The organism is Ruegeria sp. AM4, assembly GCF_056540665.1.
This window is the reverse complement of the sequence record NZ_JBQFXD010000001.1, coordinates 585,197-597,760: the sequence shown is the minus strand read 5'-3', so window position 1 is coordinate 597,760 and position 12,564 is coordinate 585,197. Positions and strand designations below refer to the sequence as shown.

Below are 12,564 nucleotides of genomic sequence, written 5' to 3'. Positions count from 1 at the left end.
TCCGCCGAGCTTAGGAATGACCCAACGCGTCTAATCCGTGCCGGGCGAATACCGGAACGTAAGCTCCAAAGGCCTGGGCCCGGACCGGGTCCGACGCGTTGCCGTCCAGCGACCGTTTGTAAACTCCTTGCAAGATCGCAGCCATCCGGAAGAAATTGAACGCAAGATAAAAGCCGAAATTCTCTATCCCCGCACGACCGGTACGCGCGCAATATTGCTCGATGAACGCCCGATCCGACGGCAACCCAAGCGCATCGCGATCAACACCCGCCAGACCACGGCCCTCGTTCCCCGGAGGCAACTGCCACTGCATGATGACGGCAGCGAGATCCGCGTAGGGATGGCCGATCGTGGACAATTCCCAATCGAGGACCGCAACACAGTCTGTTCCGTCTTTGGCAAACAGAAGGTTGTCGATCCGATAATCCCCGTGAACCAGTGTCCGCTGTCCGTCATCGGCAGGCAGCTGAACCTCAAGCTGTTCAATCAAGAGGTTCATTTCCTTGACGTTTTCGGTTTCCGAAGCCCTGTACTGTCCGGTCCAACGGGAAATCTGGCGCTCGAAATAGTTGCCCGGCGGCCCAAAGTCAGACAGACCGACGGTGTCAATGTCCACCAAGTGCAGCTCGGCCAGAACCCGGTTCATTTCGTCTAAGATGCCGGTGCGTGTCGCGTTGCTTTCGCCCGACATGGTTGGATCGGTAAAGCCCCGGCCCTCGCGATATTCCATCACATAGAAATCGGAGCCGATGACCGAGTCGTCCTCGCACAACAGGTACATTTCGGGTACCGGCACATTGCTTCCAGCCAGTGCGGATTGTACCCGATATTCGCGATCTACCGCATGAGCGGACTTCAAAAGTACACCCGGCGGTTTGCGCCGCAGCACGTAGGATTGATCCGGTGTCTGCAAAAGATAGGTCGGGTTTGATTGTCCTACAGCGAATTTATGAACCTCAAGCGGGCCAGAAAACCCTTCGAGATGAGCATCAAGATACTCTTTTACATCGCTGATACTAAATGATTGTTTTTCGTGTTCCACGGCTCAACCCTTCTCGGAAACGCTCAGTTCGCCGCAGCAAAAATATCGCCGCCGGTCTGAACGTTGATTCCGCCGGAAACCGGAATGACCGCACCGGTAACATAGCTTCCGCCACGACCGCAAAGAAACAGCAGGCAACCTGCGATGTCTTCGGGTCGTCCAACGCGACCGAGCGGAACAGATTGCCCGACCCTGTCACGTTTGTCCGCGTCGCCTGTTGCAAATTCCGTCATCCGGGACACAAACGGGCCAGGCGCGAGCGCGTTGACCGTGACCCGCCGCCCCGCGAGTTCCTTCGCCATGATCTTGGTCAGATGCAAAACGGCTGCTTTGGACGCCGAATAGCTGTATGCGCCATCGCCCATTGGCACCTCGCCCATGACAGAGCCCACATTTACAACGCGGGCCGGGTCGTCATCCGTCGCTGATTTCGTGAGCAAAGGCAGCAATTTCTGGGTCAGGTCAAAACCGCCTGAAACGTTCACTGACATGACCTTGTCCCATGCCGCGTGCGGAAATTGCCCGAGCGGCGCGCCCCAAGCGATTCCGGCATTGTTCATAAGAATATCAAGAGATTGCGTACGGCTTCTGACGTCTTCAACCAGCGCATCTACGCCGCTTTCCGTACTCACATCACCCGCGAAACCCTCCGCAGTCCCCGGCGCATCCAGCGCATTCAGCTCGGTGGCAACCGCTTTGCACGCATCCGACTTGCGCGATGCAATCAGAACATGAGCCCCTGCGCGTACAAGCGCTTCGGCCGCCATCCGGCCGATCCCGGTTGCACCTCCGGTCACGAGGGCGGTTTTTCCGGGCAACGAAAACAGGGATTCGGGCGTCATGGGTTCTCCTAACCCCCAGGCACCTTGTCCAAGGGGTTGCATCTGGCATGTCTTTTGACAACGGTTGCCTGCAATCCAACGACTTCACATCTGGCAAAGCAAGAGGCAATGGGCACATGCAGACATTACTCAGCGTCACAAAAGGCGGTCCCGATACATTAGAGCTGACCACCCTGCCCGACCCAGTGCCCGCGCCGGACGAGATCCTGTTGCGCGTCCGTGCTGCGGGCGTGAATTTTCCTGATGGGCTGATGATCCGCGATCTCTATCAGATGAAGCCACCCCGCCCCTTTGCCCCCGGCGGCGAGGTTTCGGGCGACGTGATCGCAGTTGGTGAAAAAGTTCGGCACTTTTCAGCGGGCGATCGGGTGCTTGCATTGGTCGGGCAAGGAGGATTTTCCACTCATTTGACGCTGAAGGCCGACACTGCAGTGAAAATCCCAGATGAAATGCCCTATGAAGAGGCGGCCTGCTTCATCTTTACCTACGGCACATCGTATCACGCGCTCAAGGACAGAGCCGATCTGAAACCCGGTGAGACAGTGCTGATTCTCGGGGCCGCCGGAGGTGTCGGGTCAGCTGCGATCGAACTGGCGAAGGCCGCAGGTGCGCGGGTAATCGCCGCGGTGTCGTCCGACGACAAGGCCGCGTTCTGTAAAGATATCGGTGCAGATGAAACGATTATTTACCCGCGCGCGTTGGACCGTGACGCTCAGAAATCCCTTTCGAAAGCCATCAAGCAGATTGCAGGCGGCGACGGCGTGGACGTTGTGTATGATGCGGTCGGTGGCGATTATGCAGAACCGGCGTTGCGCGCGATGGCGTGGAACGGACGGTTTCTAGTGGTCGGTTTTCCCGCTGGCATTCCCAGTATCCCTCTGAACCTGACATTGCTCAAAGGGTGCCAGATCGTCGGCGTATTCTGGGGCGCGTCGGTGTTTCGGAATCCCAAAGGGCACGCCGCGAACATGGCCGAGCTTATTGCGATGTACCGGGCCGGGAAAATCAGGCCCCGGATCAGCGCAAGGTTCCCATTGGAACGCGCCGGTGAAGCGTTGAGATTGCTCGAAGAACGCTCGGTCCTGGGCAAAGTCGTGGTCACGATGGGAGCGCCCTGAGTACTGGAACAATCTCACTTGATGCAATCGCAGAACATTCTCGGCGAAACTTTGTTTCGTGAACAAATAGTCGGGTGGACGCCCCCTCGTTTCGGGTTTATCACAACGTAACGGGGATGGATTGAAGATGACGAGAATATTGGTTCTGAACGGCCCGAACTTGAACCTTTTGGGCACCAGGCAGCCCGAGGTCTACGGCCATACGACGCTGGACATGATCGTGGATCGCTGTGTCTCGCACGGCGAGGCGCAGGGTCAGACCGTGACGCATGTGCAATCCAATCACGAAGGTGCGCTGATCGACGCGATCCATGCGGCGCGTGGCACGCAGGACGGGATCGTTTTGAATGCCGGCGCTTATACCCACACTTCCGTGGCCCTAAGGGACGCGATCGCGGCGGTAAACCTGCCCGTAGTCGAAGTCCATCTGTCAAACATTCATGCGCGCGAAACGTTTCGCCATCACTCGTATATCGCGCCCGTCTGCATCGGACAAATCTGCGGGTTCGGTGGACAGGTTTACGTCCTGGCCATGGACGCGCTTGCAGACCATCTTTCTGGGGAGGATACCGTTTGAACTTGAACGAATACCTCAACTTCATCAGCTACACCAAAACCCTGGAAGAGCTTTGGGATGCCCACTGTCGCCAAATGGCGAAATACGGGTTCGACCGCCTTCTGTACGGTCACACGCAATACCGTACAGAAACGTCTTTGGGGGACCCCGAAGACTTTGTGATCCTGACCAACCACTGCAACGACTATTTGAACGGGTTCCTGCATTCCGGCCTGTATTTCCATGCGCCCATGCTGAAATGGGCGCTTCAAAATGAGGGCGCGGCCAGTTGGCGAATGATCCAAGAGATGATGTCGACCGGCACCATGACCGAGCAGGAACGACAAGTATATGAATTCAACAGATCCAAAAACATAACCGTTGGATTCACGGTCAGTTTCAACTCGGTTTCCGTGCGATCCAAGGGCGCGATCTCGATGGCCTGTATCGGTGGTCGTACCCAGGACGAAATTGACGCTGTCTGGGACGCGCACGGAGAAGACATCCTGCTCATGAACAACATGGCGCATTTGAAGATCCTGACGCTGCCATACAGTGCGCCAAACCGCGCCCTGACCAAGCGGCAACGCGAGGCGCTGCAATGGGTCGGCGACGGCAAGACGACGCAGGATATCGCGCTGCTGATGGGGCTGACTGCTGCCACCGTTGAAAAGCATCTGCGCCTTGCACGTGAAGCTCTGAGCGTCGAAACCACGGCGCAGGCCGTGTTGAAGGCATCACTGCAGAATCAGATGTTTGTCATGGAAGCGTAACGGTTTTTTGACGCTAAATTGCGTCAGTTTACCATAGGTAAGGAAAACATTACTTCCCTTTCCGCGCAAAAAATCGCAAATTGATACTGTTCCGTGAGTGGTGGCTTTAGCCAGGGAACGATTTGATTGGATCTTTGCAATACCAAAGCTCTCCGGTCACTCTGAATGAGAGGCGTCTATTCGTCCGCGTCTGTCAGTCGGAAATTTGAGGGACCCTGTCCATCCCCATCATGCGGGGTCCCTCATTTCAATACGTCCTAAAATCGTTCAAGTCGTTTGACAAAAAACAAAAAAACCGGCCACGTTTCCGTGACCGGCTGAGCGTTCACGACCCACTGGGGGTCGTGACTTTGTCTTAGCCTTGGGCGGCTTTGGCAACTTCTGCTGCGAAGTCTTCTTTTTCGACAACGATGCCTTCGCCAACTTCCATGCGGACGAATCCGGTGATGGTCGCGCCTGCTTCCTTGGCTGCCGCTTCAACGGTCAGGTCAGGATTCACGACAAATTGCTGGTTCAAAAGAGTCGATTCTGCGACGAATTTCTTCATGCGGCCCTCGATCATCTTCTCGATCACCTGCTCCGGCTTGCCGGATTCGCGGGCGATGTCCATCTGAACCTGTTTTTCTTTCTCGACAACGGCCGGGTCCATGTCCGCCTCGGACAGAGCCGCCGGGTTTACAGCTGCGATGTGCATCGCAACCTGCTTGCCAATCGCTTCGTCACCGCCCGACAGAGCGACCAGAACGCCGATCTTGCCCATGCCATTGGTGGCTGCATTGTGGACGTAGGACACAACGGTGTCGCCCGACAGTTTCGACATGCGGCGCACCGACATGTTTTCACCGATGGTGGCGATTTTGTCGGTCAGGGTGTCTGCAACGTTTTTACCGCCCAGATCAGCCGCCAGCAGAGCCTCGACATCGTCGACGCCTTCGGCTGCATAGGTGATCTTGCCGACCATTTCCTGGAATTCAGCGTTCTTGGCGACAAAGTCGGTTTCCGAGTTCACTTCGACAGCAACACCGTTGCCGCCATTTACGTGAACAGCAACCAGACCTTCGGCTGCGGTACGGCCCGATTTCTTGGCCGCTTTGGCCAGACCTTTGGTGCGCAGCCAATCAACGGCTTCGTCCATGTTGCCTTCGGTCTCGGTCAGTGCCTTCTTTGCGTCCATCATGCCTGCGCCGGTTGCGTCGCGCAGTTCTTTAACCATTGCTGCTGTGATTGCCATCTTTAGGCTCTCCTCAATTCAAACGGAATTGGGGCAGGTCTACCCTGCCCCATATGTCATTTACGTGACGGGCAGCTTACGCTTCGGCTGGTGTTTCTGCTTCGGCGGGGGCTTCTTCTGCAACGGCTTCTTCAACCGGAGCTTCTTCGAACGCACCCAGATCAACGCCAGCAGCACCCATCTGAGCGGTCATACCGTCCAGAGCAGCACGTGCGGCCAGGTCACAGTACAGAGCGATTGCACGGGCTGCGTCGTCGTTGCCGGGGATGATGTAATCAACACCGTCGGGCGAGCAGTTGGTGTCGACAACAGCCACAACCGGGATACCCAGCTTGTTGGCTTCTGCGATCGCCAGCGCTTCTTTTTTGACGTCGATGACGAACAGCAGATCAGGAACGCCGCCCATCTCGCGGATACCGCCCAGCGATGCCTGCAGTTTGCCCTGGTCACGTTCCATGCCCAGACGCTCTTTCTTGGTCAGGCCTTCGGCACCCGATTCCATCGCTTCGTCGATTTGGTTCAGACGGTTGATCGACTGGGAAACGGTTTTCCAGTTGGTCAGCGTGCCGCCCAGCCAGCGGTGGTTCATGTAGTACTGAGCCGACTTTTCAGCAGCTTCTGCGATCGGGCCGGCTGCCTGACGCTTGGTACCAACGAACAGAACGCGGCCACCCTTTGCAACGGTGTCACGAACGGCCTGCAGAGCCTGGTCCAGCATCGGAACGGTCTGGGTCAGGTCCATGATGTGGATGCCATTGCGCGAGCCGTAGATGAACGGGCCCATGCGGGGGTTCCAACGCTGTGTCTGGTGACCAAAGTGAACGCCAGCTTCCAACAGCTGACGCATGGTGAACTCGGGAAGAGCCATGCTATTTTCCTTTTCCGGTTTACGCCTCGGCGGGGGTGAAAGAAGCGGATGCTCCAACCGGCGGGCCAGATAGGGATGTCTCCCCTACAAAGCCCAAACCCCGCCTGCGGGTTTGAATGGCGCGCGTATACGGCAGGTTTTCCTATTGCGCAAGGGCCTAATGCCCTTATTTTTCAAGCCGCGCGAGCGAATGAGCGTGGCGTACGGCCTGTTCGCAATGCGCGGCCAGCGCCTTGCGGTTCGCAAAGTCGCTGACCTTGGCCGGCGCGTGGTAAATCAACTCGACCGAGCCCTGCTTGCGTGCGCCCAGGGTTTTCAAAAGATGCGGCCCGAAATCCATATCACCCCACCATCCGTAGAACCGATCCGGTTGCCCTTCAGGCGCGTGAAAAACAACCGAAACCGGCTGCACATACATGAAATCGCGCAACTCTCTTGCAAAGAACGCGGCGAAAAGTGTTGTTTTAAAAGGTAAAACACGCAATCCGTCGGTCGACGTTCCCTCGGGAAAGAACAACAGCTTGTGCCCGGCTTTCAGCCGCTCTTCGAATATGCGGGTTTGTTCTTGCGCCTTTTTGGGGTTCCGTTCGATGAACACGGTTCCTGTTGCACGGGCCAGCCAGCCGATGCCGGGCCAGTTCGCCACTTCGGCTTTGGAAACGAAATAAACCCGTTTTCGCGAATTGAGCGCGAAGATATCCAGCCAGGATGTGTGGTTCGCAACCACGGCCCCGCGTTCCCGCATCAACTCGCCAGAGGTTCGGAAGACAATGCCCAAAATGCGAAAAGCGTTCCGACACACAAATTGCGCAATGAAAGGGGTAATCGGACGACGCACGCCAAAGAAAGGACGTTCGACCAGCCGGATAAGCAACAGGATAAACAGCCCGCCAAAGACAAGCGTCGCCAAAGGAATACCGCGCAGGAAGACAAGCAACCACCCTAAGAAGCCCAGTTCGATGGGATCGGGCGCTTCGTCGCTCTGCCAAGATGACTGACTCACAGCGTTACGCTCCGCCATAAATGCGCCGTTGCCGTTCGTTCATGCGTTTGGTGTCCAGGATCAGGCAAACATCAGTTGTGTTGAAGGCGTGGTCGATGAAAGCGCCCTCGCCTACGAACCCACCAAGCCGCAAATAGGCCTTGATCAGCGCGGGCACCTGCACCATCGCGGCGCGACGATCCAGGTTTTCGGGCGCTACGATATCCATGCTTTGAAACACGTCGGGCTGCGCGCGGACCCTCAGGTCGGAAGGGGCCAGATGATTGTGGTGCAGCATCGACAGCGGTTGCGCCAGCGCCTGCACATCGGTGCCGTGGAAACTGGCCACACCAAACAACACCTCGATCTGGCGTTCTGCGACATAGGCCGCCAGCCCGTTCCACAGGTGATACATCGCCGTGCCACCGCGATAATCCGGGTGCAGGCAGGATCGGCCAAGCTCCAGCAGTTTGCGCCCGGATTGTTTCAGAATCGTCAGATCGTACTCGTCCTCAGAGTAAAACTGTCCAATTTCCGCTGCACGTTCGCCCGGTAACAGCCTGTAAACACCGATGACTTCGCCAGTAGCGTCGTCATAGGCCAGCATGTGATCGAACACCGGATCGAACCGGTCCTGTTCCAGACCTGCCTCGTGATCAACCATCTCTCCACCGCCGCCCAACTCGCGCACAAACACGTCATAGCGCAACCGTTGCGCGGCTTTGAGTTCAGCGTCGGTTTCGGCGAGCTTTATAGTGAAGGATGGGCCTGGGTCGGGCATTCGGGTTGTCCGTTGTTCGTGTCGTGCGCTGATACCCCAGATTTCCGGGGCAAGGCAACAACTCGACTCTGGTCAAGGTTGTTAACCTTTCCTAAACCAGTTTCACGGATCAAAGACCGGCACCAGGGCAATGCGTGTCCCGTCAATCACCACTTTCCCCTGCTCGCGAAAGTTAACGGTGATCTTACCTGCGATGTTGGACTGGACCTGTCCGACGCCCCAGTCGGGGAAATCCGGGTGGCGGACATACATGCCCGGTGCAAGAATGGCATTGAGGTCTGTCATGCATGGGCTCCGGTCCGGCGGCAGATGCAGCAGGAGGTACGCATGGGCGGCACAGACGTCAACCTGACCGAGCTGGTCGGGTCCCGGATTTGTCACGACCTGATCAGCCCTATCGGGGCGATTACCAACGGATTGGAACTGTTGGAGATGGTGGGGTCGATGCAAGGCCCCGAGATGGACCTGATCACCGGCAGTGTGGCAAGCGCCGCAGCCAAAATCCGGTTCTTTCGCGTGGCTTTCGGGGCGGCAAGCGATCAGCCGCTGGGGCGGACCGAGGTTAACGGCCTGTTGCAAGACGTTGAAAAGGCCGGGCGTTTGCGCGTGGTTTGGCCGCTGAGCGAAGCCATTCCGCGTGATCAGGTAAAGTTGGTGTTTCTGGCGCTAATGTGCTGCGAAAACGCCATGCCCATGGGCGGTCAGGCCAGTGTCGAGGCGCAGGGCGATGGTTGGGTCGTCACCGGTAACGCAGGCAAGTTGAATATTGATGGCGATTTGTGGAAAAACGTGACCACAGGCCGGTTTCCCCAAAAGATCACGCCCGCTCAGGTCCAGTTTGCGTTACTGCCGCAGGCTGCAAGCGCACTCGGGCGGCGGGTTGCAGCTGAAACGGCCCCAACCCGCGTTGTTCTTCGGTTCTAATCTCGGATCGTTCCGTTTCCCCGCACAAGGTACTTGAAACTTGTCAGCTGCGCGGCGCCAACCGGGCCGCGCGCATGCATTTTGCCGGTAGCGATTCCGATCTCTGCCCCCATTCCGAACTCTCCGCCATCCGCGAATTGGGTCGAGGCGTTGTGCATCAGAATTGCGCTGTCCAGACGCTCAAAAAACCGGGCCGCTGCTGCGGGGTCTTCGGTCATGATGCAATCGGTGTGATTCGAGCCATACTGACGGATATGCGCGATCGCCTCGTCGATATCAGCGACGGGTTTGGCGGCAATGATGCTGTCGAGGAATTCCTTGCCCCAATCCGCTTCAGTGGCCGCGTGGCTTCCTTCCACCGCCAATGTACCATTGGCATGTACCTCAACGCCGGCCGCAATAAGTGCTGCGATCAGATCGCGCCCCAGCGTGTCAGCGATATCCTGATGGATCAGCAGGCATTCGGCGGCCCCGCAGATACCGGTGCGACGCGTCTTGGCATTCAGCACCACGTCCAGCGTTTTCTGCGGATCAGCGTCCTTGTCGACGTAGATATGCACGATCCCTTCAAGATGCGCGAACACCGGCACGCGTGCCTCGCGCTGGACCAGCCCCACAAGGCCCTTACCGCCGCGCGGTACGATCACGTCCACGTAATCCGTCATGGTCAGCAACTCCTGAACCGCTGCACGATCGCGGGTCGGAACCAGTTGGATCGCATCTTCGGGCAGGTTCGCAGCCTTCAGCCCCTCGACCAGACAGGCGTGGATTTCCGTGGAGGAATGAAAGCTCTCGGACCCGCCGCGCAGTATCACGGCATTGCCGGATTTCAAACACAGCGCCCCCGCATCGGCTGTCACGTTCGGGCGGCTTTCGTAAATCACGCCAATGACACCGAGCGGAGTGCGGACCCGCTGGATATTCAACCCCGAGGCCATGTCCCATTCGGCAAGAACTTCGCCCACGGGGTCTGCCTGATCGGCAACTGTGCGCAGCCCATCGACCATGCCCTGAACGCGCGCTTCGTCCAGCATCAGCCGGTCCATCATCGCCGGGCTCAGGCCCTTTTCGCGGCCGAACTCCAGGTCTTTTTTGTTGGCCTCAATGATCTGGGTGCGGTTGGTCCACACGGCCTCAGCCGCAGCAATCAGCGCGGCGTGTTTGCGTTCTGCAGTCGCAAAAGCAAGGTCCTGAGACGCAGCCTTGGCCCGCTTCCCAAGATCGGCCATCAGGGCGGGAATGGTGTCAAAGTCCTTCATCTCATCTGCCTTTCTTGTTCCAACTTATCAAATCACGCCGTCACAGCGCCAGATCGTCCCGGTGGATCAGCGCAGCCCGGCCCGGATAACCCAGCGTCGCCTCGATTTCCGAGGATTTGCGCCCCTTGATCGCGTCCGCCTCCTGCGCGGTATAACGGCTCAGGCCCTGCGCCAGCCGCCGTGCTTCAGGATCCAGAATAGCAACAGGATCGCCGCGACCGAAATCTCCGGTGACCTTGACGATCCCCGCTGGCAGCAAGCTCTTGCCGTTTGCCAGAGCCCGTGCCGCGCCGTTATCGACGACTATTTCACCACGCGGTTTCATGGCCGAGATCCAGCGTTTGCGTGCCGCATGTGGGTCCAGCGTCGCCGTAAACCAGGTGCTGTTCGCGCCATTTTCCAGCGATTTCAAAGGGTTCAGGATCGACCCTTCGGTAATTGCCATGTCACACCCTGCTGCTGTTGCCATCTTGGCGGCCAACAGCTTGGTCTTCATACCGCCCTTTGACAAGCCAGAGCCCGCATCGCCCGCCATCGCTTCGATCTCGGGCGTGATCTCGCGGATCACATCATAGCGGGTCGCGGTGCTGTCCTCGTTCGGATTGCCGGTGTAGAAACCGTCGACATCCGAAAGCAGCACCAGCTGATCGGCGCCGACCGTTACCGCGATTTGTGCCGCCAAGCGATCATTATCCCCATAGCGGATTTCGTCCGTGGCCACCGTATCGTTTTCATTGACGATCGGCACCACATCCAAACCCAGCAGAGTTTCCAGCGTTGCGCGCGAATTCAGGTAACGCCGCCGGTTTTCGCTATCCTCAAGCGTCACCAGAACTTGCGCTGTCTTGATCTTGTGCGGCGTCAGAGCCTCTTCATAGGCCCGTGCCAGTCGAATTTGCCCGACCGCAGCGGCGGCCTGAGATTGTTCGAGTGCCAGAGCCTCCATCGGCAGGTTCAGCACGCCTCGGCCCAGGGCGATGGACCCGGACGAGACCAGAATCACGTCTGTGCCCTGCCCTTTCAGCCAGGCCACATCCAGCGCCAAAGAGCGCAACCAATCCGATCGCAACAACCCTGTTTCACGATCGACCAGCAACGCCGACCCGATCTTGACGACAAGGCGTTTGGCGGACGTCAGGGTTGCCAAGGCTGGGCCTCCTCAGAGGGCTTTTGGCGGACCCGGCCGTCGTCGATCCGAGCGCGCAAACTGCGCAGTACCTCAGTCACGCCCTGATGAGCGACACCAGACATGGTCATCACCGGGCCGCCCACCGCATCTTCCAACTCGGCCGTTTTCAACGCCAGGTCGTCTGCATCCAACGCATCGATCTTGTTGAGCACGGTGAGCCTTGGCTTTTCGGCCAGTTCCCCGCCATACGCCTCAAGCTCTGTGATGATCGTCTGGTAGTCCTCGGCCACGGTTTCGGATGTGCCGTCGACCAGATGCAACAGAACCGCGCAGCGTTCCACATGGCCGAGAAAACGGTCCCCGATCCCCCGGCCTTCATGCGCGCCTTCGATCAGTCCGGGAATGTCAGCCACGACAAATTCCACGTTATCTACACCAACAACACCCAGATTTGGGTGCAACGTGGTAAACGGATAGTCTGCGATCTTCGGCCGTGCGTTGGACGTCGCTGCAAGAAATGTAGACTTCCCGGCATTGGGCAGTCCCAAGAGGCCCACATCCGCAATCAGTTTCAGCCGCAGCCAGATGGTGCGGTCAATGCCCGCCTGCCCCGGGTTTGCCCGGCGCGGGGCCTGGTTGGTCGCGGATTTGAAATGCAGGTTGCCAAAGCCGCCATTGCCGCCTTTGGCCAGAAGATACCGCTGCCCGACCTCGGTGAGATCGCAAATGACCGTCTCTTCGTCCTCGTCCAGAACCTCGGTGCCGACGGGCACGCGCAAGATGATGTCGTCACCATCCTTGCCGGTGCGCTGTTGACCGCGGCCGGGCTGACCGTTCTTGGCGAAGAAATGCTGCTGATAACGAAAGTCGATCAGGGTGTTCAGCCCATCCACAACCTCGGCCCAGACAGACCCGCCTTTGCCACCGTCCCCGCCATCGGGGCCGCCGTATTCGATATATTTTTCGCGCCGGAAGCTGACGCAGCCGTTACCTCCGGCCCCGGACCGGATGTAGACCTTTGCAAGATCGAGAAATTTCATAAGTGTCCCCTACTGCAAA

14 protein-coding genes are annotated in these 12,564 nt (G+C 58.1%); 4 read left to right on the top strand and 10 right to left on the bottom strand.

Translation table 11 applies throughout. The annotated features are described in order from the left end of the window. Positions 1-10: 10 nt before the first annotated feature. Together ACR0JA_RS02960 and ACR0JA_RS02955 are read right to left on the bottom strand one after the other, a co-directional pair. Complete coding sequence (locus tag ACR0JA_RS02960) at positions 11-1,042, bottom strand: phosphotransferase family protein (RefSeq protein ID WP_480569749.1); 1,032 nt, start codon at positions 1,040-1,042, stop codon at positions 11-13. A gap of 23 nt (positions 1,043-1,065) precedes the next feature. After that, positions 1,066-1,884 carry an SDR family oxidoreductase gene (locus ACR0JA_RS02955; RefSeq protein WP_480569746.1) on the bottom strand — a complete coding sequence of 273 codons (819 nt, stop codon included), beginning with the start codon at positions 1,882-1,884 and terminating at the stop codon, positions 1,066-1,068. Between the two features lie 116 nt (positions 1,885-2,000). Here ACR0JA_RS02955 and ACR0JA_RS02950 point away from each other — a divergent pair, with 116 nt between their 5' ends. From ACR0JA_RS02950 to ACR0JA_RS02940, 3 genes are all read left to right on the top strand, one after another. Beyond that, positions 2,001-3,002, top strand: coding sequence for an NADPH:quinone oxidoreductase family protein (locus tag ACR0JA_RS02950; protein WP_480569744.1), 1,002 nt, complete (start codon positions 2,001-2,003; stop codon positions 3,000-3,002). A gap of 127 nt (positions 3,003-3,129) precedes the next feature. Then, positions 3,130-3,579, top strand: coding sequence for a type II 3-dehydroquinate dehydratase (gene aroQ / locus ACR0JA_RS02945; protein WP_480569741.1), 450 nt, complete (start codon positions 3,130-3,132; stop codon positions 3,577-3,579). After that, the gene (locus ACR0JA_RS02940) at positions 3,576-4,331 is read left to right on the top strand and encodes an autoinducer binding domain-containing protein (RefSeq protein WP_480569738.1); all 756 of its coding nucleotides are present in this window, start codon (positions 3,576-3,578) and stop codon (positions 4,329-4,331) included. Before aroQ ends, ACR0JA_RS02940 begins: the two co-directional genes overlap by 4 nt. Before the next feature lie 355 nt (positions 4,332-4,686). Here ACR0JA_RS02940 and tsf read toward each other — a convergent pair whose 3' ends face one another. The 5 genes from tsf to ACR0JA_RS02915 all read right to left on the bottom strand — a co-directional run bounded on the left by tsf (position 4,687) and on the right by ACR0JA_RS02915 (position 8,478). Then, positions 4,687-5,562, bottom strand: coding sequence for a translation elongation factor Ts (gene tsf / locus ACR0JA_RS02935; RefSeq protein ID WP_480569735.1), 876 nt, complete (start codon positions 5,560-5,562; stop codon positions 4,687-4,689). Positions 5,563-5,638: 76 nt separating this feature from the next. Beyond that, positions 5,639-6,430, bottom strand: a complete 792-nt coding sequence (gene rpsB / locus ACR0JA_RS02930; RefSeq protein ID WP_480569732.1) for a 30S ribosomal protein S2 — start codon at positions 6,428-6,430, stop codon at positions 5,639-5,641. Positions 6,431-6,596: 166 nt separating this feature from the next. Then, positions 6,597-7,451: a lyso-ornithine lipid O-acyltransferase gene (gene olsA / locus ACR0JA_RS02925; RefSeq protein WP_480569730.1), complete on the bottom strand. Its 855-nt coding sequence runs from the start codon at positions 7,449-7,451 to the stop codon at positions 6,597-6,599. Then, on the bottom strand, positions 7,438-8,193 hold the full coding sequence (gene olsB, locus ACR0JA_RS02920; RefSeq protein WP_480569727.1) for an L-ornithine N(alpha)-acyltransferase: 756 nt from the start codon (positions 8,191-8,193) through the stop codon (positions 7,438-7,440). Before olsB ends, olsA begins: the two co-directional genes overlap by 14 nt. Before the next feature lie 102 nt (positions 8,194-8,295). Continuing rightward, entirely contained in the window at positions 8,296-8,478 is a 183-nt protein-coding gene (locus ACR0JA_RS02915) for a DUF3553 domain-containing protein (protein ID WP_480569724.1), read from the bottom strand. A gap of 42 nt (positions 8,479-8,520) precedes the next feature. Here ACR0JA_RS02915 and ACR0JA_RS02910 point away from each other — a divergent pair, with 42 nt between their 5' ends. Beyond that, on the top strand, positions 8,521-9,117 hold the full coding sequence (locus tag ACR0JA_RS02910) for a histidine phosphotransferase family protein (RefSeq protein ID WP_480569721.1): 597 nt from the start codon (positions 8,521-8,523) through the stop codon (positions 9,115-9,117). On the opposite strand, the gene ACR0JA_RS02905 is transcribed toward ACR0JA_RS02910, so the two are convergent. From ACR0JA_RS02905 to obgE, 3 genes are read right to left on the bottom strand one after another with little or no spacing between them, the layout of a single operon-like run. Continuing rightward, on the bottom strand, positions 9,114-10,376 hold the full coding sequence (locus ACR0JA_RS02905) for a glutamate-5-semialdehyde dehydrogenase (RefSeq protein WP_480569718.1): 1,263 nt from the start codon (positions 10,374-10,376) through the stop codon (positions 9,114-9,116). The genes ACR0JA_RS02910 and ACR0JA_RS02905 overlap by 4 nt on opposite strands. A 40-nt stretch (positions 10,377-10,416) precedes the next feature. Next, the gene (proB, locus tag ACR0JA_RS02900; RefSeq protein ID WP_480569715.1) at positions 10,417-11,523 is read right to left on the bottom strand and encodes a glutamate 5-kinase; all 1,107 of its coding nucleotides are present in this window, start codon (positions 11,521-11,523) and stop codon (positions 10,417-10,419) included. After that, positions 11,511-12,545 carry a GTPase ObgE gene (gene obgE, locus ACR0JA_RS02895; protein WP_480569713.1) on the bottom strand — a complete coding sequence of 345 codons (1,035 nt, stop codon included), beginning with the start codon at positions 12,543-12,545 and terminating at the stop codon, positions 11,511-11,513. Before obgE ends, proB begins: the two co-directional genes overlap by 13 nt. Positions 12,546-12,564: the final 19 nt, after the last annotated feature.